Here is a 22,886-nt window from a genome sequence, read left to right on the forward strand (position 1 = left end):
GTCAGAGTTTTCCTTCCCTATCCAGTTTTCCCCACGTCATGGCATTCCCGCGCCATTCTTCAATCGTTGCGAGCACCTTGGAGACGTCGATGATGTTGATGTAAAACAGTCGGAACATGACTGCATAAAAGATGAGCGAGGGGTCTTCTTCTTCAATGACAATGCAATAGGCAGCGGAGATGACATCCAGGATGGTCAGCTGCAACCACCAAAAGAACAGGAGGGTGGCAAGACCATACTGGAACCCGACATAACCGAAGAACAGGTTGCCCAGGATGGTCGAAAAGGGCCACATGATACCTTCGAAGAGCATGTACCACAAGATGAAGCAGTTGATGCCCGCCTTGCGCGGCTGCCAGAGTGCTGCCCTGTGCTTGGCGGTCGCCTGCAGGATGCCGCGCGTCCACCGGTAGCGCTGCTTGAGCAGGTCGAGCAGGCCACTTGGCGTCTCTACCCAGGCAATGGCGCTTGGCTCATACGCAATGTGCCAGCCGCGCATGAGCAGCTTGAGCGTCAGGTCACAATCTTCAGCGAAGGTATCGTTGTCATAGCCGCCCACCTGCTGCAACACTGACTTGCGAAACATGCCCAACGGGCCCGGGATGATATTGACGGAGCGCATGAAACTCTGCGCCTTGCGGGCCATCGCCAAGCCTTCGACATATTCCAAGGCCTGAATTTTTGTCCAGATGTTTTCACGGTTGACGACTTTGACATTCCCGGCGACGGCGCCGATTTTCGGGTTGTCGAAGTGGACAATGCAGGCGCGCAGCGTGTTGCGCGACAGTTTGGTATCCCCATCCATATTGAGGATGAATTCCCCGCGCGCCGCCACCATGCCGGTATTGAGCGCTTCTGCCTTGCCATTGTTGCGTTTGGTGATCACCCGCACCGGGATCCGCGTCTGCTCAGACGCCACTGCCATTGCTTTATCGTAGGTGTCGTCGGTCGAGCCGTCGTCGATCACAATCACTTCAAAATTCGGGTAATCGAGCTGCAACAGCGAACGAATCGCGGCCTGGATCACCAGGCCTTCGTTATACGCCGGAACCACCAGCGAAATCATCGGTAAAGATGCGTCATCCCGGTAGATAGGGGTGGGGCCATCCCGCTTGAAATACAGGCCCTCAAGATGTTCCATGAACGAATAGAGAATCAGGATAGCGTAACGCGCCACCAGTACCACCAGGAAAAACAGCAGGTAGAGCGTCAGCATCGTCAGCACAAAGCTTTCCAGCAAAACACTGAACGATCCTTGCGCCTTGCGCACCGCCTCATAGCTCAACGCCATGCCAACGGCGACCGCGAACAGCGCCAACGCCACCCATGTGTAGCGATAGAGCCGTTGCATTACCAAAGCTTCTCCACGCTGACATTCACTGAGCTGGCACGATAGTCGGCGTTGTTGCGCTGGCTGGCCATGCTCCACAGGTTGAAACCGACGCCGACGTCATTCGACAGCCAGCGCTTGCCTCCGGCTGCGGCACTCCAGCTGGTGCCGGCATCGCCATACAGGCGGGCTCCTACCTGGCCGGATGTATAGAAGCTCCAGTCAGGGCCACTCCATTCGGCCAGCAAGCCGCCATAGAGGGAGCCAAAGCCGCCATCGGGTGACCAGTAGTTCGGTGAGTTGAACTTGGCATCGCGGAACTCAGCCCCGACAAAGGGCTTGACGCTGGAACCGAGCGGACGCCAGTGGGAAACGAGCCGCACGTTCCCTGTGAAAATCGTATTGTCATCGGAGATGTCGTAATAATCGACGCGACCGGTCAACGCCCCCGCCTCCAGCGCCGCTGACATTTGTGCGCCTAAGTGCAGGGCCGACAAACTGGACTGCAGGGCATTGGGATTGTTTGCATACTTGCCCCAATTGACGCGCCCCACTTCCAGCAAATCGTCGCGGTCGCCGACCTTCCACTGCACGGAACCGTACAGATTCTGTTCTCCGTTGCTGGCCAGGCTCACTTCAAAGCGCGGCTTTGCCGGCAGGCTGTTGGCATGGTAGCGCAGCGTCAAATCCTTTTGTCGTGCGTTGACCGTCCCTAATGTTTCGGCAACGCGTGACATCTCCACCTCGACCATGTTCATGCCGCCTTGGTCCCGAAAGCGATGATTGAGCGTGACGATGTCGCGGCGAACGTCCGATGAATCTTCCGATCCGCCAACGGTAACCGACGTGCGCGGGCGAAGCTCACGCTGGGCCAGACGCATGCCCTCCTTGGCCGAGGCGTTCATCGGGTCTGTGGCGAGCACTTCCCGGTAGAGGGGCACCGCCAGCTCATCGCGTCCCCGCCAGCGCTGCACATTGGCCATGCCGACGCGCGCCTCATTGGCCAGTCGCCCCTGCGCAAGGCGCTGGTAGACCGTGATCGCCTCGCTCAGGCGCCCTGTCCAGGCTAGGGCATTGGCAATGGCCAAGGTGAGATCGTCATCCGGTTTCTCCCATTGCAGCAATGCGTAGCCGCTGGTACCGGCATCCTGGTACTTCTCGGCGGCGTACAAATCCGCCACATTCTGGGCGGCGGCACTTCGCGTGGTGGCCGGCTGTGACGCCGCACCAGCGGGTAGCGTGCCAGGCGGAACCGGACGCGGCTCGACCGGAACCGGCTGGCCCGATGGGGCGATGTACTGTGGCTGTGCGGTGGTGCTGCCTGCGCCTGTGGAGGAAGGCAGGTACTGTGACTGTATCCATGCTGGCCTCGCCGCTGCCGCCGGAGAGGCTAGTTGTCCGCGCCCGGCGTCATCGATGGGTTGGTAGGTCGACCTGAGCACGACCGGCACGACCGCGGGGAGCGCTGCTGGCATGGACGGCGCCGGCGGCGCGACCGGTCGCGGCGATGCGGGTGCGGCAATAGCTGCGGTGCGCAGCGCTTGCAGCTGCACACGTGCGGTCTCTGCAAACGTGGTTCCCTCTAGTGCTTCAAGCTGCGCAATGGCTTCCTCCCGCTTGCCGATTCGCTGCAGGCTATCGGCAACGATGAAACGCAATTGATGATTCCATGGCTGTGCCAGCAGGTCGCTCATGCCGCGTTGAGCCGCGCTTTCATACTGGCCGCGTGTGTGCAATTCGAGTGCGGGGCTAGCTGCGCCAGACTGTGCACGCGCGGTTGACGTCATCGCCGCACTGACGGCCATGGCCACCGGGAGGAAGCGCAGAACATGGGCCAAGCGGGCCGAAACGACCAAACGAGTGCGGGGACGGAGAATCAGAGGAGTCATGGTCGTAGGGAGGAGCAGGCGATACGCATCTGGCGGTCGAGGGCCTAGGGTCTGTCTACTGTCAGTTGGCGGCAGAGGGCTTGGCCGGGGAAAGCAAAGCCGTCCCGGCAGCGCTGCGTACGGCGCGTGGCACGTCGCGCCGGCCAGCTCGTTTTTCACTGGCCACGTCGTTGTAGGTATAGAGCGTGGAGGTCGCAACGTCGACCACCTGGACAGAAGCAGGCACATGGATAACCCGCGTCGGGGGCGGCGCGCCGAGGGGCGCATTCCCGGCCGCGCTGCCCAGCTGTGCCGCACGGACAGGCTCCTGCATCTTCGCGCGCGCCGTCCAGGTATCGACGGGGCGCGGCAGCCTATCGGTGGCGTCAGGCGATCGCTCTTCCGACGTGTCTGCTGCTTTCTCGGGAGCGGGCGTGGCAGGCACCAGCGCCGAGTAGTCGGGTAGCTGCCCGCGTTTGGACGCGCGTGCCAGCGCCGCCAATTCCTGCATCATGTCGTCACGGGTGACCAGAAAACGCACGTCCTCGAGAATGACTTCCAGAGGAGCCCCGAGGATGCGTTGCAAGGTGCTCAGCAGTGCCGGCTGAGGACAGGCGTTCAGGAACAGAAAGCACTGGGTGGTGTCAGCTGTAATCAAGTCGCCCGAGCGGGACACGGCACTGGTTTTGATAATGTCCACCACCTTGCGGCTGGAGGTGGGCGATCCTACAATCAATGCGCACGGGATGTTTAGGTTTTCGGCACGATCGAGCACCACGCCGACTTCGCTGATAAAGCGTTCCGGCGCCAGGTAACCGCGCAAGTGCGTCGGCAGCACCGACGCCAATGCCGCTTCGAAATCAATATTGACGTCGCGACTGAACACCTGGCCGCGCAGCGATTCCAGCAAGAGCGGCAGGCGTGACGGAGCGACATCGCGGTGCACCACCAGATTGACCCCCAGTCTGAGCAAGAGCGCCTCGTTTTGGTAACGCAGCGAGGCATCCTTCTCTTGGACCACAATGCGCACATAGCGACCCAGGCTCAGCCGCAGCGTATGGACTGCTTCGGCCAGGTATCGCAAGCGGGTATCGCGGTAAAACGCCAAAATGATCGTGGCTCCCGTCCTGCCGCGCGTCGCGTGCATCATTCCGACCAAGGTGTCGACGCGCTGCCAGATGCCCGGACATTGGTGTGCTAGGCTCCCCAAGTCCGGGTCCATATAGAAAAAAGTGCGGTCATCGTCAGGCAGAGGCGCCGCGTCTTCCACGCGACCACCGGCGGCAATGGCCGCCAGCGCGGGTCGGGTCGAGGCCGAGTACAGACCAACGCTGTTGGGCAGCAGATGGAAGGTGCGTGCAGCCACCGTGCCATCAGGCGAATGCCAGTAGTCGAAGGTCAGATCGAGTCCCTGCTTATCGACTTGCAAGCGGGCCAGACCCTGCAGGCTGTCCATCAAGGCATTGATCGTCGGCGCCTGCGCCGCACCGGCACGCGAAAATGCGAACAGGGCGGTAGTCTTCCTCTGCTCGAGCCAGCGCCGCAGCACGTCCACTTGCGCCAGCGCGAGCGACACATCATGCAGCGCCAGCAAATCATCGGCTTGGTCAACGATGACGTAACTGTGCTGCGGCACCCCCAGAAATTCAAGTTCCTGCACAAAGCCGTCAGCGCCAAAGCGAAACATGTTCTTTGCAAATTCTTCCTGCATCTCGAACACGGCAACCTGGCCAGACTGCAGCAACGCATGCAGATCGAGCAAGCCATAGGATGCGATACGTTCGACCAGCAGTTCGGGATGGGACGGCACGATCAGCGTGCAATGCAAGCCCGCGTCCACAGCGTCTGCCAGGCTGGCAACGAGGACCGGAAAGCGAGCCGGCGGCGTGCCGGCCACCAGAGCATAGGCCCCACCGGGCAACATCGCGCTGGTCAGATTGGGCAAGCCGTCAATGCCGAGTCGCGCTACGGGAGCCGATGAGGCGGGGTCGAGAATATCATCCATAGCGACTATCCTTGCGGCCCGGCGCCGATGCCGCACGCCGATATGTTTATACGTTTACAGTAATCAATTGTTACCGCTAGTCATATTATCTTACATTAACGCACTAGGCATTACATCTATAATTGCATTTAATCAAGTTAGAGTGTACCGCAATTGCGACAAAGAAAGTGGTCATCGCGGCTTTCCTATACCCCGGTGCCAGGCAAGCCATCGCCTTGCCGCAACGGCAGGGTATGTACCCCCGGCCGTGGAGCATTAATGTTGCGTGACCGGGGATCTGATGTCGTGTTCCTGCTGCAATTGCAGCCCGTTCGACGCTGCTCCTCGGGATGCGGCCGCGTTACGGCGTGCCGTTGAGGTAGTAGTCGACCAATGCATTGCTGTCATAGCCTAGAATAAAGAAGGCCATGCCTGCCAGGCCTTCGCGCCGGATGAACTCGGCCTTGCGCTTGAGTGACCACCAGTCTTCAAACCAGCCTTCGACGTAATGGCCTTCTGCGTTGCGGAACTGATAGTAGGAGCTGCCGCTGTCTTTGTCATGCTGAGCACCATGCTGCAGTACCCGATCCTGGATATTGACGCGGATATCAGGCAGGTGCGCAGCCGGGACCGGGGCAAAGGTGGTCGTGGTCCCTTGCCGTTTCGTCGCCGCACGCAGCGTCGGCCCCTCGACACGCCACTCGTAGCCATACAGCGGAAAACTCATTGCCACGCGGTGCGGCGGTACTCCCAGTGCCCGCGCGGCAGCGAGGCCCTTTTCCCAGGTGACCGCCTCTTGGCCCGTGAGCGGGGCAACGGGTCCGGCCTGGCCGCTGCCGGTCCAGTGCGCATCATACGCTTGCATGACTACGCGGTCGGTAACTGCCAGACTGGGTGCGTCATAGAGCGTTGACGCCCCACCGAGCGGGAAAAAAACCGACAGCTGCCGTTGTGGCTGCAGGTGGTGCAACTTGTGCGCAAGCGCCTGCAAGAAGCGTCGGTAGGCGGCCAGTGTCGCCGGACGCACCGGGTCGTAGACTTCGACATCGAGTTGCAAACCAGCAACGTCAACATGGGTCGCCAAGTCATAGGCCTCTTCCAGCAGGCGCTGGGTCGCGCGCGGTGAGGAAAACAGCGCTTCGAAGGCCTTGACCCCGAACAGGGTCAGCGTCAAGTCGAGCGGCACGTTTTTTTGCCGCAGCGTGGCCCGCAGTTCCTGCCACTGCTCGGGCCATCCATGGCGTTGGCCGATGGCGCCGGAAGGCGACACCTTCAGTTCAAAAAAGAGTAATCGCTCGAGCCGGTCAATGGGCGCAGTGCGCCAGCTGTCCGGCATCCACCATGCCTGGTATGCCCATGCCCGGGGCGTGTCGGCGCAGGCCAACGACGAAGCCAGCAGCAGGATCTGGATCAGGCAGGCGCGGAGGAGCCGACCGATCATTGCTGGTGACTGTCTAATACCCAGTCTGCCAGATACTGGACATCCAGGCTGGTCTTGCATCCAGGTTCGTACTCGAGCACCGGGCGCTCGAAGGCGAGGGCCTCGGCAACGCGCGCGTCCTTGTGGATGGCGACCGGCACCAGCTGCTTGCCGTGGCTTTCGTACAGGGCTTCGCGCACCTGGTGCCCGAGCCGGTTCTGCGCGGGCATCTGATTGATCAACAGGTCGGCGCCGTAAAAGTCTTCACGTTGTGCGGTGTATTCCTGCACCAAGTCGAGGAATTTGGCAAGGGTCGCGTACGAGGCGGCATCGGGCATTAGCACGATCAAGGCACGATGGGCCGCTTGCATCGCCTGCTGTAGAAACACGCTGGACCCGGGCGGGGTGTCGAGCAAGACAAAGTCGAAGGCCGCCGCTTCAAGCAACGCAATACGGTCGGCAAGCCAATGCGGCTGCTGGTCGAGCTCGTCTTCGAACTCGGCCAAGTCTTGCGGCAAGACCTGACCGAACGGAATGAAATGCACGCCGAACGGGCTATCGAAGATTGAGTCGGGGTGGATGCCTTCGCGCACCAGGCCCGAGATGTCGTCCGGATCCATGCCCAGGTGCAGGCGCTGGGCGTTTTGCGGATCGAGGTCAATCACCAGGACACGCGCCTGGCGCTGCGCCAGCGCGACGGCGAGGTTGGCGGTGAGCGTGGTTTTGCCGACGCCGCCTTTGCCAGAAATGAGAGCAATTACTTGCATGGTTTTTTCCTCGCACAATCAGGTCGGTCAGTTGGTACGCGGCGTGCCACCGGGGACGATGCCGATGACGCCCAGAGCGCCGGAGGGTCGGGCAGCGCGCTGCTGTCGGCACCCAAGTCGGCACGCCGGGCGCTCGCAGGCTGCAGATAGTCTTGCAGTTGTCGCCGATTGGCTTCGATGCCAGGAACATGCGGCGCCAATTGTACGGCTTGCGAGAGCAAGGCCAGTGCGCCCTGGTAATCGCCATTGGCGGCCTTGGCCACCGCCAGGTTATTCATTACTACCGCGTCGGCCGGAAACGTGCGCAACACGTCTTCGAAGCCCTTGACCGCATTGGCGTAATCGCCCTCGGCAAAAAACGACCTTGGCATCTGCATCGGATCCGGGGGCGCGGCGTACGCAGCGAGGGTGGCCACCACGCCCAGAATTAGCACGGCTGTGTGCTTCATGTGGTTCTTCTCTTCACTCTGGTTGCACCCGGCCAAGCCAGGCAAAGGACATCGTCGGCCACTTGTCGTGGCGCATGTCGACATTGGTGTGCGAAGCGCCGCCTACCGGGAGGCTCTGCGTCGGGCGGCGCATCGACGACGTCGTCGCCAGACGGACCGCTACTGCTGCGACCGCTCTGGACGTCTTGCCGGCGGCGGGCAGTGACCCCGGTACGACGCGGTGGGGCCCGGCTAGCGGACCAGGGTGCGCGGCCAGCGCGTAGGAGGCCGACCGCGCCGGGTCGCTACCGGTTCCTGCGGGTACGGATACGGAGGGCGACACCGGTACGCCTTGTGCAGACCCCGGGCGGCGGGCCCCGGTCGGCGCAGCAGGTGGTACCGATGGTAGCGCATCGGGGATTGGCAGCAGCCCGCTAGCGCCAGCCGGCAGAGGCAGCAGCGACCCTGGTCTTGCTTCATGCGCCAGCAGGCGCAGCAGGAAGGGTGAGGTTTGGTTGGGCAGCAGCGGCGGGTCGTATTCCAGCGCGTAGGATTGACCAAAATAGTTGGCTGCCTTGGCGGTATCGCCTCTGGCACGTTCTGCGCGTCCCAGGGCCGACAGCACGCGCGGATGCTGTGGAGCGAGTCGTTGCGCCGCATCAGCGTGCCGCACTGCAGCGTCGACCTGCTTGGCAGCCACAGCCAGTTCGGAAGCGAACAGCCGCAGGCCGAGGTCTTCGGTGGCCACGCTGATGGCCTTTTCCACCAGCGCCAGCGCGCGGGCCGGCTCACCGGCGGCCTTATGGACACGGGCCATTGCCAACAGCACGCGCTGGTCGTCGGTGCGCTGCAAGACCGGCAGCAGCATGGCCGCGGCCTCGTTCACGCGTGCGGTTTCGCGCAGTGTCTCGGCAAGACGCAGCGTGTAGGCCAGGATGACTTCGTTGACCCGTTCCTGTAGCGTCCCGGTGAGGGTTCCTCCCCCAGCGAGCCCACGCAGTACCGCCGACAGTTCGGCATCCTGGCGGTCGAGCAAGAGCAATTCCGCATACTGCACGCGCAGATGAACGGGCGACGATGTGCTGCGACTCACCATGTCGCGCATGATGCGCACCCCTCTGCCGGGTTGGCCGCAAACGGTCCATGCGCGGGCAACCATCGGCAGGATGGCCTGGTCGCCCTGCACGCGGGCTTCGACTTGCTCAAGCCATTGTGTTGCCTGACGTGTTTCGCCGCGCGCCCAGGCTTGGCTGGCGCGTGCAACTTGTGCACCGGCCCACAGCTGGCGCTGGAGGCGAACCAGTTCTGGCGTGCGCATCTCCACCGGCACGCGTTCGAGCAGCTGCAGGCCCTCGTACCAATGTTCCTTCTTGACAAACAGCTGGGCCCGCACCTGCAGCGCGTCGGACTGCGTCGGGTTGTCGGCCAGCACGCCATCGAGCAGGTCGGCCGCCGTGTCGAGCGCCCCCATGGTGTCGTAGTGACGCGCCAGATGGATGCGAATGGATGGATTGGCCGGGTCGAGCAGCAGCGCCTGTTCCAGCCGTCGCGCTGCCGCGCCGACGCTGCCCGAGCGTTCATCGACCATGGCTTCGCGCATGAGCCGTGCGGCTTCTGCGCGCTGCGGGCTGTCGTCGCGCACGGCGGGCGCCGCCACGCGCGGCCCCGATGCTTGCCCAGGGCCGCCCGTGGCGGGCTGCATGGGCAAGCCGCGTCCCCGGTTATCCACGATGTCGTCATCGGGATAGCGCTTGAGGTAATCGCTGTACAACGCGGCGTCACCCTGGCGCGGGGTCAAGGCAAGCAACGCATCGCGCCAAGCCGCGCGCGTGTCCGTGTTTTTGTGCATGTCGTCAGGCAAGGCGGCGAGCTGGCGAATCCCTTCGCGGCGCGTGGCGTCGCGATAGGTCAGGTGACGGGCGAGCGCGAACAGGTGCCGTGGCTCGCCCTGGCGGCGCACGAGTTCTTCCAGCGTCTGCCGGGTCTGGCTCCATTTGTCATTGGCTGCATCAGCGCTGCTGGGTTGTGTCGGCAAAGGGAGATGGGTACCGGCATTCCCAGCCGCCATTGCTGCGGCTGAGGCACCGTCGGCCGGCTTGATCGCCGCCCGCGCCGGCACCTGCGTCGCGGGCGGCTTCGCTTCGTCCGCACGGGCAGGCGGCGCAACAGGCGCGGGGCCGGGCTTGGCGCTGCTGGTAGCGGCAGGCGCGGCGGCTTTATCGACAGGGGTACTGGGCCGGCTTGCAGGCGCCGCGGATGCCGCAGGGGCGGCAGCAGGCGCCGGTGCCGGTACGGGAGTTGCTGCTGCCGGTGCCACCGGTGCGGGGGATGGCAGCGCGGCAGCGCGCGGGGCGGTCGCGGCGGCGATTGCGCGTTCACGCGCGCTCGCCGGCATCTTTCGGGCTTCAATTGCTTTGGCGAGCCCCGCCAAGCCCGGGGGCGGGGGCGACAGGCGGCTTGCCCTTGCATGCAACGCTTCAGCCTGCTTCAAGTCACCGCTCTGCGCTTCGATCAGGCCTAGCTGCACGAGTGCCTGCGGGTGCAGCGGCTGCGTGCTGAGCAGCTTGCGCCAGATTGTCGCGGCCAGGTCGTCGCGGTCCTTTTGCTGCCACATCCGCGCCTCATCAGCCATCTGGTGCGAGATCAGGTCATCGGCTGACCATGCCGCCGGCGTCAAGGGCAGCGTCGCTGCGATGAACCAAGCCAGTGTCTTCATGTTCTGCATCTTAGGGCAGCAGTACTTTCTTTGAGGGTTGCGTCGTGCGCCGGCCCAGTGTCCGGTAGAGCACGAGGGCGAGCAAGCCGACCGCCGTCAGGATACTGAAGACCGACACCAGCGGGTGGTCCGACAAGAACCAGCGTATCTTGCTCTGCCACGGCAGGCTGCCAAGCGTGTAGGTCGCGCCGACGCGGGCATGGGTGACCTGCTTATCATCGACGATGGCCAGGTCGCCTTGCACCTGCGCCAGGCGTACGGTATCGGTCATCAGGTCAGCCAGCTTGCGCAGATCCTGAGCGCGGTCTGCATACAGGAACACGGCGCTGCGCTCGCCTTGCAGCGGCGATTCCAATCCCATCATCACGGCCAGGTTGCCATTGCCCACCAGGGCCAGGCTACCGCCTGCGACCGGACGAATTTCCTCTGCCTTGGCCCAGCGGTAGCTGGGCCACCAGCTTTTCTGGGGCGTCTGTACCCGGCGCTCGCCATTGACCTGGGTCAGCGGAAGTCGTTCAGCCCAGCGGGTCATCAGTGCCTGACTGCTACCGGAACCAATCACAATGTAGTCATGATCGGGCCATTTCTCGACGTCGCCGGCGGCAACGACGGCATGGCCGATGCTGGGGTAGCCAGTGGCTTCGCCCATGCGCCCCATCAGAGTCAGATACAACGCCAGTTCGTCGGTATTGGGTTGTTGCGGCAGTACCACCGCCGTCTCGGACAAATCGGCCAGCCGCGTGAACGGATAACCAATATCGGCAAAGTACCCCAGGTTAGGCAGCACTGCATATTTCGGAAAGGCACTGAAGTCGATGGTCGAGTCGGCATCGACTGCGCCTTGCAAGTTATCTGGCGGGATGTGCTTGCACTCGCCTTCCTTCAACACATCGAACGCATAGCCAAATTGCAACTGGTCACGTCCACCAATTTCATACGGCGGGACATACAACGCGGTCTGAAACACTGACGGGTTGGCGCGCTCGGGCGCGGGACGCGGCGCGGACACTGCGGGCGAGTCGTAGAGGGTCAAGTTGTCAATGAAGCTGGCATTGACGCTGACCGCGAGACTGGCGTTTTTCTGCTCTGGCAAACGGCTGGTCCGGTACTTCAGCTGTAACGGTGCCCCGGACGTGCGCCAGGCAAAAACATCCGGTGGCACGCGCAGATTGACGCGGATCACACCTGGGTAATAACCCTGGGTACGCAGTTCATTGGCGCGGGCCAGCTCCCCGAGTCGGACCGGACGGTCCACGGGCACCCAGGCCGGCGCATCGTAGGGGCGCCGCTTGGGGGCCGGTACTTCCTTGGTGACCGTCACCGACTGTCCGACCAGTGTCGGCGCAATCAATGCCAGAGCCCGCGAGGCGCGCAATAAGGCAGTGTCGTCACCGCCGGACACGAGCAAGAGCCGGGCGTCCGGATTGCCCGGATGGGTAACGACGGAGACCGTTGCATCCGCGGTGGCGCGCAGGCCGCCGATGGTCTCGTTGCCCTTCAGGAAGACGATGGCGTTGCCCGGGGGGAGGGTCGCCAGCGAAACCGGGAACTGCGCACCCCGCGCGCCGGCCTGGATGCCAAAGTAGGACGCCACGATCCCGGCAGCCTGAAACGTCGCGTGCGACGCCGCATTGGCAAACACGAACGGCAACTGCAGTGCCGAGCTGTCCCGGGGATCGAGGAACGGGGCTGGCAGCGCCTGCAGATTACTTCTGCCCGGCAGCGGAGCCAGCGTTAATTCCACGCGACTCAAGTCGCTTACCGTCAGCCACAGCGAAGAATGGAACGGATCTTCGCACTGGCGGGTATAGTGGCCGACCAGATTGAACCGCAGTTCGTTGAGGTCGTTGAATAGGCGTGGGTCGAGGACGATCTCGCGTGTATTGCCTACATTCTTGCCTTGCGGGAGGCCTTCCACGGCTACCACCCGTTCGTTGAGCAGCACACGCAGATGGCTGAGCTCTGGCAAAAGCGCTGGCGAATAATCGTAGCTCAGGCGCAGCTTGGCGCCCACCACCACTTCGTCTGCACGAAGCGAAAACGCGACGGCTTGTGAGCCGTCCACACCGCGCAGCTTCAGCGAGGACCAGGTGCCCAGCTGTTTGAGCGTCAGGGAGACGACACGCGGGCGAAGCGAGGCATCGGTCCCTGCGGCGGCCGACTCCGGCGCCGGCACGTCATCCGGCACGGCCTTGAGGGGGGCTGTCTTGGCAACTGCGGCAGGCGGCGCGACGAGTCCTCCCAGGGCCGCGAGAACAAGGCTAATGGCCGTCAGTCGGCCACCGTAACGTGAATAAGGGCTCTTGCTAGTCATTGGTTCGTGTGCGCGAGCGGCGCCGTCCATATGGTGATAAACGGCTGGCGTGCCGACTGAGGTGAGTGAAGAAGTGCAGGACTGCAGATGATGTCTTGACGATCGGCTGCGCGAGCGACGCCGGCAGCAGCCGATGGGCATCGCGTCCAGGCAACCAGGCTGGCCAATCTTGGCCCCGGGACAGTACCACGTTGCGCAGCGTTGCATAATCGGCAAGGGCTTTGTCGGCCAGCCGCAAGGATAGCTGACTGCCTGTGCCAGACAGGACACGGGCCGCAAACGGATAGGCCCGTTGCTCGAAAAACAGTGTCACGGTCAGGGGCGTTCCGGGTGCCAAGCTGGTCGCGGCCGGCAGGCGCAGACCAAGGTCGACGGCCGGAAAGTTTTCAGTGGCGCAGCTGACCGTACGTCCGTAGGGCAGCCGTAGCATGGCCGGCAGAACGGCACGCCGGCGCAAGTAATCGCGGATGTGCGCCGCTTCGGCCGCAATCGCCAGCGTTGACGCCAACAGCAACAGATTGACCGCACACCAGACCACGCCTAACCCGGTGATATCGCGCACGGGCGCAGGCGCGCTCAGCAAGTCGAAACCGCCAGCAAGCAGGCCAGCCAGGTTGGCCAGGACGAGGACGGCGAACGGTCCCAGGTTGAACGCCTCACTCACCGTTGGCCCGGATCGCATGGCCGGATGCAGACGGCGCCAGAGGTTGGCGCTGCAGGTTCGGGCAACGTTGATCGCGGTGGGGATGAGCAAATAGCACGCCAACAGCAGTTCCCTGACTTCTGTTGCCAGCGGCTGGCGCAGCGGCTGGGCCAGGCGTGCGCGCACGATATACGCATGGAGCAGATGGGGCAGGGCAAACGCGGCCAGGACATCCACAGTGGTCGCGCAGAGCTCGATATTGAGCACCAGATAAACCGACGGCGCAGCGAAGAAGACCAACCGCGGCAGCACCGCACATCGACGCAACAGCCCGTCCAGCGACTGGAGGAAGTGCCTACCCCAGCGCATCGTTGCCGAGCGCGCGGGCTCCACCAGCCACAATGTGGCGCTCGATGGCGTGGCCGCATCGGCGGTGTCGCCGGTGGTCTGGTCATCCTCGGGCACGGCGTCACTCTCCACATAGGCGACCTTGTACTGGCGGGCCTGTAGCTCGGCGGCCAAGCCGGCAGGCTCTGCCAGTAGGTGCGCGCCGGACAAGTCGTTGCCTGCCAGCGCCAAGCGCCGCAGGCAGGCCACCTGAACCGGCATCGCGGATCCGGCAAACAGACGCCTGGCGGCCCGTGAGAGCGCCGGCGCGAGCGGATGTTGCGGCGTGGTGATGAGGCCCAGCCTCGGATCCGCGGCAAACCAACCGGCGAGCGACGGCAGCCAATCCTTGTCCATCGAGGTAGCACTGTCGACCACAATGACCAGCTCTGCGCCGGGCTGCTTGAGGACGGCGGTCAGGCTTGCCATCAGGCTGCTGTCGCCGGTGGCGGGCGCATGGTAGCTGGTCGCGTCTGTGCACAGGGCCGCCAACTCGGCCCGCCAGCGCGTGTCCAGTACGTGCAGGTGGAGCCGCTCTTGAGGCCAGGACAGGGTGCGGGCACGGTGCAGCGCCTGCCCGACTTCATCAGCCTCATGCCCGTGGGCGAGAATCAATACATCGACAGACGGCCAGTGTGCTTTGTCCGCGGGAAGCGGGACGGCGGCGCGGCGCAGCGGTAGGCTGGCTCCGAAGGCGTCCAGCGCCCACAATAAAACGAAGTAGGCTTCCGCTGCCCAGAGGGCAAAAGCCAGCCAGTAACCCGGGTCATGTGGCCAGGGAAGCGAGTCCATCAGACGCCACGTCAAATACCGCACGGACGCCAGCAGCCACAGTGCCACCAGCACCCAGGTGACGGCGGGTCCCTGATAGCGGCGCAGCACCAGCGCCACGACGATCAGCAGCCCGGCCACGAGCAGCTGATCGTGCAACGCATACTGGATTGTCGCGCACAGCGCGAGCAGACCCAGGCATCCAGCGCTGATGAGTAGCCGAGAAGGCCACGATCTGAACACAGCAGCGTCGCCAGCGCTCTGTGCCCAGCCCACGGCGCTGCCTTCGAGATAAGGCAGCGCACGGCCTGCGTCGTCTGGCAGGTGCCAGCGGCTGCGCCACAGCGAAAGCAGCAATTGCGGCATCATTGGTTGAGGGTATGGATCAGCCAAGTGGTCAGGCGCGACAGATCGTGACTGGCTTGACCGTGCGGGTCATAGACAAGGACAGGTTGCTGGAACGCCATGGCCTCGCAGACGGCTTCGTCATACTGGATGCCCAACGGCGCCACCCGTGGCCCAAGCCGTTGCTGCAGCAAAGCGGCAATATCCCGGTTGAGCGGCTCGAGCACGTTGACCTGATTGAGTACGTAGGCCGTCTTGACCTCAGGGCGCGTGCGGTGCATGTCGGCCAGCCACGTCTCCATCGCGGGAATGGTCGCGTACGAGGCAGCATCCGCAAGCAAGACAATCAACAGCAGATCCGCACAGGCGAATACCTGTTCCAGGTAGACCGACGGTCCCGGCGGCGTGTCAATGAGCACGACGGCATTGTCGTCCAAGCCGTTGCGCGCGATCTGCTCCTGTAGCCACCCAGGTGTTTTCGCCAGCAGGGTTTCAAACGCTTTACGGTCTGCCTCTGTCCCTGCGCCGTAGGGAACGCAGGTCACGTCAAACGGCGTCTGGCTTGCCACCTCCCGCAGGCTATTACCATGGCCAGCGTGTTGGCACAAACCGGGGCGGGCTGCATCCTTGAGCCCGAAATGCCAATGCAGGGCATTCTGAGGATCGAGGTCAATGACGGACACCCGGTCCGGGCCCAGTCGAGCAGTCAGGGCGGACGCCAGATTTGCGGTGGTTGACGTCTTTCCGACCCCGCCCTTCATCGAAATAACGCCGACGATACTCATCTTCTACCTTGTCTTCCCAGAAACGATGGCCGCGCGCTGGCAGCGGCCGGCTCTTGAGGCGGTCGCCCTTCCAGACGCGCAAACAGCGACGCCAGCGGACGGGCTTCGGTCACCGCTGAAGCGGCCGTTTCCTGACGCGGCACGCCAGCAGGCGGCGTCCCTGAGGAAGCCTCGGCGGCCGGGTTGGCCACCGTGACATGTTGCGTATTTGAAAATAGCTTGCCATGGGTTCGCGACTTAGGTTCGCTTTCCTGCGGCGGCACGCGCAGCGCGTCGCGCCCGGCTTCCTGCGGCGGCAGCAACCCGGCGGCTTGGTACGCGCCGGGGGGCGACATCACGCGCAGCCCTTCGGCGAGCTTGTGGCCTAGTCCTGGTACCGTCAGGCGCGGTTTGCGTTCGATGTCGGCCGGTGCCTGGGCATTGGAACGCATCTGCTTATCGAGCGTGCTGAGCACTGGCGCCGGTTGCGGATGCGTCGGGTTGAGTTCCTTCAGCAGGGGCCAGCGCTGCTCAGCATCATGCGGCGCCGCCGCGGTTGCCTTCCGAAAGGAGGAATCATCGGCGCCCAAGGAGCTGAACAGGCGGGACATGCTACCTTCAAATTTTTGCATCACGTAATCCCTAAAGCTGGTGGTTAGGTCTGTGAAAAGCGCAGTTTGATGCTCATGCCGTTGGACGCATCGTGACGCAGCACCCGCATCCTTTCACCGGCGCCCAGTACCGAGAACACCGTCTGGTAAAAGCCCTCGAGCAAGCCGCTACTCCAGTTCAACGTCTCGTCACCAAAGGCTTCGGCCAACGGGGACGCATGATGCGTGATTTCCACGTAGCCCTTGAGTTCGGCAAATTCCACCCAGCCCCAGTTGATACGCGACCAGAAGGTATTAAGGTTTTGCTGCAATTGTTCGAGGCTTTGCGCATCCCGGAAACAGGCTTCGGACGCCTGGGCAAACTTGACCCCCACCCGGAAAAAGAAGTCGAATGCCTCTTCCGGGGTGGCAGCTTCCGAAAATTCTGCGGCAAGAGCGCGCACGAACGGCAGCCATTGGAAAGATACCTGCTGACTGCGATAATAATTTTCCAGATCTCGTTCTGTCATCGACGGCGCCTACGCTTGTTGAAAAGTCCCTCTAGCAGTTTCTTTGGGGAGCAAGTTGATCATGTGCAACGAAAGATGCATTTCCGAAATAATTATATAGTCGGCGTTACGTTCTGTAACGACATGCGGGCGATATTCTGAGGTTTCCGGTGAAAAAGATGCAGGAATGCCGCAAGGCAGTCATTAACATCCATCAAACGTTTCCGCACGGCATTAATACAGGCGATTCCGAGGGTGGTTAGAGCTGGACAGACAGGTGAAGAAAGCGAAAGGAGCACGCAACTTCCAAGCACCGCAGAAAGCGTGACCGCAGTAGACAGGAATGCCCAGCGTTTAAGGCAAGGCACTTGCATTTGAGAAATACTATCATTTTCCACCAACCCTATTTTTTCCCCATGCGCAACCCCAGCCCGTTGTTGACCTTACCATCCTATGATCCCCAACCGCTGCTTGAAGCGTTAAGCTTGGCGATGTCAAGCGAGCGGGATGCCACCTTGGCGAAGGCATTAGGCATCGCGCCAAGTGTGATTTCAAGAATCCGCTATAAAAAGATAGGGGTGTCAGCCGAGATCCTGATCAGAATGCATGAGGTGTCTGGCATGAGCATTCGTACGCTGCGCACACTGATGGGAGATCATCGCGCTTTCTTTTAACGACGTGCGGGAAAATCCTTCCCGTTCCAGGGGGGGATAAGTAGCGCGGATGGCGAAGCCATGCATGGCTCTATTCAGGATGGCGCTGAGTCTGGCTGTACTCCCGGATCACGGATACGGCGCGCGCGCAGCTACCGGCGAAATATCACGGCGACCACAATGAACCCGCCCACAGCTTCTGTCGCACTGACGCCTGGTTTTTCTTGCGTATCAGCCTGGTGCAGATGCCTTTGAGACTATGGACCAGCATGGACACGGCCATCTTGGACGAGGACTTCACCAAAAGAGGAACGTGGTCATCCCTGGCATTGTCCTGCTGCTAGTAACCGCCGGCGTGTGTGTGCTCAACTCGTCTACTGCTTGGCTCACGGGGCTCGCGGGCGGGGTGCTTGTCACCGCTGGATTCCTGGAGACCTGGTTGGATGGACGACTGAACCGCCCGACGTCTTAGGAATACGGCCCGGCCCGACATTGTCTGTGCCACCACTCCGTGCGCGACGAAGAAATGGACGAACTGTGGCTTCAGATAAGTCGGAACCGTGGTGACTAGTGGGTCTTTGGACAACTAAAGTGGTATCAGGGTAGGAAAGACGAGCTAATTATCGGTGCCCCGCCTTTCGCCGGGAGAGTGCGCTACCAGAAATTCTCGTACGCACGCCTTAGTGTCTTCCTGGCGCTTCATGTCGCGGCTAACGCCTTGCGCGCCGCACTCGTGCTCTAGCATATCAGACGCTTGTTCTGCGTGACTTTTCTCTCGAGGAGGTTGCGGATCCTGCGAGCCGAGTTCGCAACCTTACCGCACACTGACCCGATGGCAACCCAGTATTTTTGATGCAATTCCATGTTGCGGCGCCCGATTGTCGCGTTCGTCATGTCCAACATGATGCAGAGTGCGCTTGTCAGCCAGAGAAACCGAACTAACGGGACGGTGTTACGTTTGCCATCCCCGTGCACGCAGAACAAGCAAGATGAACGTCCATCGCGGTTAGTACGCTTTATGCGTGGGTGGAGTCATCACTATCAGAGTCAATAACCCAAGGCCAAAGCCGCACTGCAGGACATCTGGGTCGCGGCCGATCTGCCCGGAACTTGCCGGTGGACTCGATCCAGTGGACAAGGCACCGTCCTCTCACTGACTATTGTACGAACCGGCTTGCCGCGTATGGCACCGCGCAAGCCCAACCGGCGCATGAGCCGCTCGACTGTACAACGGGCTATCGTGATGCCTTCACGCTTGAGCTGTCGCCAGACCTTGTCGGCTCCATAGACCTGCAGGTTGGCATGCCAGACTCGCTCAATATGGGGAATCAGCATCTCGTCACGTCGCTCACGCTCGCTGCGCAACGCCGGATTGCGAGCCCGCGCTGCATGGCGCCAATAGGCCGACGGGGCAACCTGCAGTAGCTGGCAGATCGACTCGACCCCGAATGCCTCCCGGTTCTCGTCAATAAAGGCCTTCACGACTTGAAGCGGCGGTCGAGCTCCGCCTGGGCGAAAAACGCGCTGGCCAACTTCAGGATCTCATTGGCCTTGCGCAGCTCGCGTACTTCCCGCTCCAGCTCCTTGATCCGATCCTGTTCGGTCGTCGTGGTGCCCGGACGCTGGTCGTGATCACGCTCATGCTGACGAACCCAGCGCCGCAGCGTCTCGGCAGTACAGCCGATCTTGCCGGCAATGGACTGGATGGCTGCCTATTGTGATGAATGTTCTTCTTTGCTCTCGAAAACCATCCGCACTGCGCGCTCGATGACTTCCGGGGAATACTTGATTGCTTGCTTCTTCATAGGCTCCATTATCTCAAATGGTGGAGCCTCCTCAATTTCCGGGGCGCTTCACCTTGCGGGATACCATCGTGAGGCAATTTGATTTATACACAGTCCAACACTGAGGTGCCAGCTTGCACAACTCTTTCAGCTTGGGCTCGCATAACATCCGCTTTGGCATCCGCGTTTAAAATAGGGCATCCAGAAACATCGTTTTCTCAATGACTTCTTCGCCTCCCAGACAGATTGCGCATCTGGACATGCATTATTTTTTCGCAGCCTGCGAGATCGCGCGTTATCCCGATCTTGTCGACTTGCCAGTTGTGATCGGCGGGGGGAAGGAGCACCATCCGGTACAGAATGAAGATGGCACGCGGACCTATGCCCGTATGCGCGACTACGCAGGGCGGAGTGTAGTCACGACAGCGACCTACCCAGCACGGGACTTGGGAGTGCATAGTGCCATGCCCATGATGAAGGCGGCCAAACTAGCGCCTGATGCAATTTTGCTACCGAACGATTTCGCCTTATATCGTCACTACTCGCGTCTGTTCAAGCAGACCGTTGCTCAGATCGCGCCCCATATTGAGGATGTCGGTATTGATGAAATATATATCGACCTGACTCACATAGCGAACGATGCACGCGAGATCGCAATGCAAATTAAGCATGCGGTGCATGCGGCCACCGGCCTTACCTGTTCTATTGGATTGTCATATTGTAAAAGATTCGCGAAGATAGGATCCAATTTACTCAAACCAAACGGGTTGACCGTCATTACGAAGGAGGACATTCCGGCAAAGATATGGCCGCTAGCCATTCAGGAAATCAATGGCATCGGTCCGAAGGCAGTAAGCAAACTCAATGCGCTTGATATTTTTACTGTTGGCGATCTTGTAAAAGCCGATCCGGCATCGTTGCAGGAGCACTTCGGCACAACGACTGCAGCCTGGTTATTGGATGTCGCCAATGGCATTGATGATCGGCCGGTGGTAACGCATTGGGAGCCCAAGCAGATGAGCCGTGAAACAACGTTCGAGCGTGATTTGCATCCGCGCGTAGACCGAGACGAGTTGACGCCAGCCTTTACCGAATTGTGCCAACGAATGGCAGCTGATCTCCAACGCAAGGGCTACGTCGGCAAGACGGTCGGCATCAAGGTTCGCTATACGGGCTTCGTCACGCTGACACGTGATTTTACATTGGACGCCTATACCGATGATGGGGCGGCTATCCGCCGTGCTGCTGGTGAGTGCCTGAAACGCGTCCCGCTTGATCGGCGCATCCGACTGTTGGGCGTGCGCGTATCGGGGTTGGTACAAAAGTCGTTCGCGTCGCCGACAGCACCGGAACAGCTAGATCTGTTCAGCGATAGGTGAAACCGAGTTGATCCGCGACTTAACTTTCAAGCGATTACCTTCCTAATGCGACAGACGAGTCGGCTTTCTTATGATAGTGGGAAAGCGAAGACAGCAACTACTTCGTTTGGAGGCTCGCGTTGCAACTACAGCCGCGCGGTATCAATGACGGACTCCATGTACATCCTGCTATCGTTATGGTTCGGCAGCGCCAGCGGCGAACCGGATTCAACCATCCTGACCGGAATAAGCAACGCCTTCGACATCCGGCATGTCAGGGCCTGATGGATACTGCGCTAACACGCCAGCCGGTCAATACCGGCCTCACAGGTTTGTTTGCTTGCCGGACAGGGGACGGCTACGCTGGCCATTTGGTCAAGCTCGGGATCAGTTTCGGAAAAAAAACCGGTAAGCCTCCTACCGATATAGGAGGCAACTTATGCCACAGATCCGACTATTCGTCTCAGAAGCCGATACGGCGGATCGCTAACCATCGCTAATCAAGCTGTGCCAGAAGCGCCGGCAGATTGGCCGCAGCAGGACGCACGCTTGCGCGGTACTGCTGTAGCAGCAAGACCTTCTCGGTCTCGTGTGGGCTGACACTTGCAGCCAGTAGTCCAACCCCATCCAAGCGCGACCGTGCAACCCAGTCGGTCAATGCGGGATGCTGACTCCAGCGCAGACGGTTACCCAGCATAGCCGCCCACATCCGCAGCCAGTCGCCGGGCACCATTGGCGTGGGAACGGGTCCGCAGAGCGCGTTTTTTTCCGTCACGTCATCGATATGGCTCTCGACGTACGCGATCAGCGCCGCACTAAAACTCGGGCCACAGGTGCGCACCAGCAGAAGATTGATCGTGTCACCATCGAATACGGGCACCGGCGGCAGTGGGCGGATCCCGTAGGCGCTGCAATTAATAAATAGCGCATCGGTTTCGATTGCCACCTCACCGTGGTCTAGCTCGATGCGCCCCGGTTGAAGCGCCTTGACGTGCCCGAGACGCACCACATGCTCGATTTGCTGTAGTAACGCCAGCTCCGCCTGCGATACCGTTGCGCAGTGATACATGGCCGGCGTGACACTGCGGTCCAGACGCAGCAGTTGGCCGCTCGTTTCTAGGCGCTGGAATAAGTCGGGGATCGTCTTTGCCTGTGCGATCGCGTCGAGCTGGCATTTCAGGCCGTTGAAAAACGACGGGTCCGGTTGCACCGTGGCGCGGTCAACCAGCCAGGCGTCTCGCGGCCTGATCCAGGTGATGTTTGCTGGCAGCACGCCATGTTGCAGCAGCCAGGTGCAGGTATCCATGCCCGTTTTACCGCCGCCGACCACGACATAACGCCGGTATGCATGGTCGACGCCGGGCAGGGCATTCGGCGCAATGCAACGCACCTCGTCATGGACTTCGTAGCGTGGCGGATGCGTCGCCGGGATGGCGGTCTGGGCATGCGTTGCATTCACCATCTTGCGCCGCACCCTGACCTCGGTTACCGCTGCGCTCAGGCGGCAGGTGAGGATAGGGCGACCAGACGCGTCACGATGGCAGTCGGTCATGGGCACGAACCGTACCCGGCCAGACGGCAGGAAGCGTTGACGCATCACCTGGTCGAAATGGTGCAGCACCTGTGCGCCGGACGCCAGTTCGCGCAAGCCGCGGTTCAGGCCGACTGCATCGGTCGTTCCGTCGCCCAGAGCGATCGAATTGACGCCGTAGAATGCGGACGGCTGATGAAGCCGCACGAACGGATACGCATCGTTCCAGTGGCCTCCTGGCTGCGCGCGCCGATCGACCATCACCACGCTGGCATCCGACTCGGACAGTAACGTGTCAACAAAGGCCATGGCAGTAGCGCCGGCACCCACGACCAGATAATCGGTCTCGGTCATCGCCATGATTGCCTCCGTACAAATCGTTATCGACAGGGCCCAGTAAACGGACAGTCAGGTATCGCCATCTACAAACAGTGTCGAACATGGCTAACCAAAACGCTTGATGTAGCGCAGTAGTGCAGCGGTCCGCGCAGGCTGATTGGGTATTGACGCTGAGACACAGTGACCCAATCAAACCTTTCAGTACCGAGGTCGGTTGAAAGAATTGGATGCCAAGGCCAGCGTCGGGATAGCTGGGGCATTATCAATGGTGAGCCTTTCCGAGGCGAGGAGGAAAGGGCGGGCGTTTGATGGGGTACGGGAGAAACGTCCGACTTGTTCGCATCAAATCGCATTGCTAATTAGAGCAATAGTCAGGACTTCAGTA

Annotated in this window: 15 protein-coding genes, 2 pseudogenes and 1 other annotated feature; of the genes and pseudogenes, 2 read left to right on the plus strand and 15 right to left on the minus strand. The window is 61.4% G+C overall.

The window, feature by feature from the left end; all coding sequences use genetic code 11:
- Position 1 precedes the first annotated feature (1 nt).
- From IGW03_RS17850 to bcsD, 12 genes are all read right to left on the minus strand, one after another.
- Positions 2-1,351: a glycosyltransferase family 2 protein gene (locus tag IGW03_RS17850; protein WP_194723919.1), complete on the minus strand. Its 1,350-nt coding sequence runs from the start codon at positions 1,349-1,351 to the stop codon at positions 2-4.
- Positions 1,351-3,024: a tetratricopeptide repeat protein gene (locus IGW03_RS17855; protein ID WP_194723920.1), complete on the minus strand. Its 1,674-nt coding sequence runs from the start codon at positions 3,022-3,024 to the stop codon at positions 1,351-1,353. Before IGW03_RS17855 ends, IGW03_RS17850 begins: the two co-directional genes overlap by 1 nt.
- A 256-nt stretch (positions 3,025-3,280) precedes the next feature.
- On the minus strand, positions 3,281-5,203 hold the full coding sequence (locus tag IGW03_RS17860; RefSeq protein ID WP_194723921.1) for a BcsE family c-di-GMP-binding protein: 1,923 nt from the start codon (positions 5,201-5,203) through the stop codon (positions 3,281-3,283).
- Positions 5,204-5,543: 340 nt separating this feature from the next.
- Positions 5,544-6,623, minus strand: coding sequence for a glycosyl hydrolase family 18 protein (locus tag IGW03_RS17865; protein ID WP_194723922.1), 1,080 nt, complete (start codon positions 6,621-6,623; stop codon positions 5,544-5,546).
- Positions 6,620-7,369 (minus strand): cellulose biosynthesis protein BcsQ, encoded by a 750-nt coding sequence (gene bcsQ, locus IGW03_RS17870; protein ID WP_194723923.1) that lies wholly within the window; start codon positions 7,367-7,369, stop codon positions 6,620-6,622. Before bcsQ (IGW03_RS17870) ends, IGW03_RS17865 begins: the two co-directional genes overlap by 4 nt.
- On the minus strand, positions 7,360-7,818 hold the full coding sequence (locus IGW03_RS17875; RefSeq protein WP_194723924.1) for a tetratricopeptide repeat protein: 459 nt from the start codon (positions 7,816-7,818) through the stop codon (positions 7,360-7,362). Before IGW03_RS17875 ends, bcsQ (IGW03_RS17870) begins: the two co-directional genes overlap by 10 nt.
- Positions 7,819-7,831: 13 nt before the next feature.
- Entirely contained in the window at positions 7,832-10,513 is a 2,682-nt protein-coding gene (locus tag IGW03_RS38695; RefSeq protein ID WP_194723925.1) for a tetratricopeptide repeat protein, read from the minus strand.
- A gap of 10 nt (positions 10,514-10,523) precedes the next feature.
- On the minus strand, positions 10,524-12,827 hold the full coding sequence (gene bcsB / locus IGW03_RS17885) for a cellulose biosynthesis cyclic di-GMP-binding regulatory protein BcsB (RefSeq protein WP_194723926.1): 2,304 nt from the start codon (positions 12,825-12,827) through the stop codon (positions 10,524-10,526).
- A complete protein-coding gene (locus tag IGW03_RS17890) occupies positions 12,820-14,997 on the minus strand; it encodes a glycosyltransferase family protein (RefSeq protein WP_194723927.1) in 2,178 nt (725 codons plus the stop codon). Before IGW03_RS17890 ends, bcsB begins: the two co-directional genes overlap by 8 nt.
- Positions 14,994-15,758 (minus strand): cellulose biosynthesis protein BcsQ, encoded by a 765-nt coding sequence (bcsQ, locus tag IGW03_RS17895; RefSeq protein WP_194723928.1) that lies wholly within the window; start codon positions 15,756-15,758, stop codon positions 14,994-14,996. Before bcsQ (IGW03_RS17895) ends, IGW03_RS17890 begins: the two co-directional genes overlap by 4 nt.
- On the minus strand, positions 15,755-16,369 hold the full coding sequence (locus IGW03_RS17900) for a hypothetical protein (RefSeq protein ID WP_194723929.1): 615 nt from the start codon (positions 16,367-16,369) through the stop codon (positions 15,755-15,757). The genes bcsQ (IGW03_RS17895) and IGW03_RS17900 overlap by 4 nt, the downstream gene beginning before the upstream one ends.
- 23 nt (positions 16,370-16,392) lie before the next feature.
- On the minus strand, positions 16,393-16,857 hold the full coding sequence (gene bcsD, locus IGW03_RS17905) for a cellulose biosynthesis protein BcsD (protein WP_194723930.1): 465 nt from the start codon (positions 16,855-16,857) through the stop codon (positions 16,393-16,395).
- Positions 16,858-17,210: 353 nt separating this feature from the next.
- On the opposite strand from bcsD, the gene IGW03_RS17910 reads away from it, so the two are divergent.
- On the plus strand, positions 17,211-17,510 hold the full coding sequence (locus IGW03_RS17910; protein WP_228535714.1) for a helix-turn-helix domain-containing protein: 300 nt from the start codon (positions 17,211-17,213) through the stop codon (positions 17,508-17,510).
- A gap of 145 nt (positions 17,511-17,655) precedes the next feature.
- Here the strand turns inward: IGW03_RS17910 and IGW03_RS39040 are convergent.
- Positions 17,656-17,805 (minus strand): annotated as a pseudogene (locus tag IGW03_RS39040) (transposase); the annotation flags it as partial.
- Positions 17,806-18,580: 775 nt separating this feature from the next.
- Positions 18,581-19,294, minus strand: a pseudogene (locus IGW03_RS17920) (IS3 family transposase); the annotation flags it as partial.
- Positions 18,897-19,013, minus strand: a sequence feature (AL1L pseudoknot). It overlaps the preceding pseudogene by 117 nt.
- 200 nt (positions 19,295-19,494) lie before the next feature.
- On the opposite strand from IGW03_RS17920, the gene dinB reads away from it, so the two are divergent.
- Complete coding sequence (gene dinB, locus IGW03_RS17925) at positions 19,495-20,652, plus strand: DNA polymerase IV (protein ID WP_194723932.1); 1,158 nt, start codon at positions 19,495-19,497, stop codon at positions 20,650-20,652.
- A gap of 475 nt (positions 20,653-21,127) precedes the next feature.
- On the opposite strand, the gene IGW03_RS17930 is transcribed toward dinB, so the two are convergent.
- Positions 21,128-22,522, minus strand: coding sequence for an NAD(P)/FAD-dependent oxidoreductase (locus tag IGW03_RS17930; protein ID WP_194723933.1), 1,395 nt, complete (start codon positions 22,520-22,522; stop codon positions 21,128-21,130).
- Positions 22,523-22,886: the final 364 nt, after the last annotated feature.

The sequence above is a fragment of the Noviherbaspirillum malthae genome (assembly GCF_015352985.1).
Taxonomy (GTDB): Bacteria; Pseudomonadota; Gammaproteobacteria; order Burkholderiales; family Burkholderiaceae_D; genus Noviherbaspirillum; species Noviherbaspirillum malthae.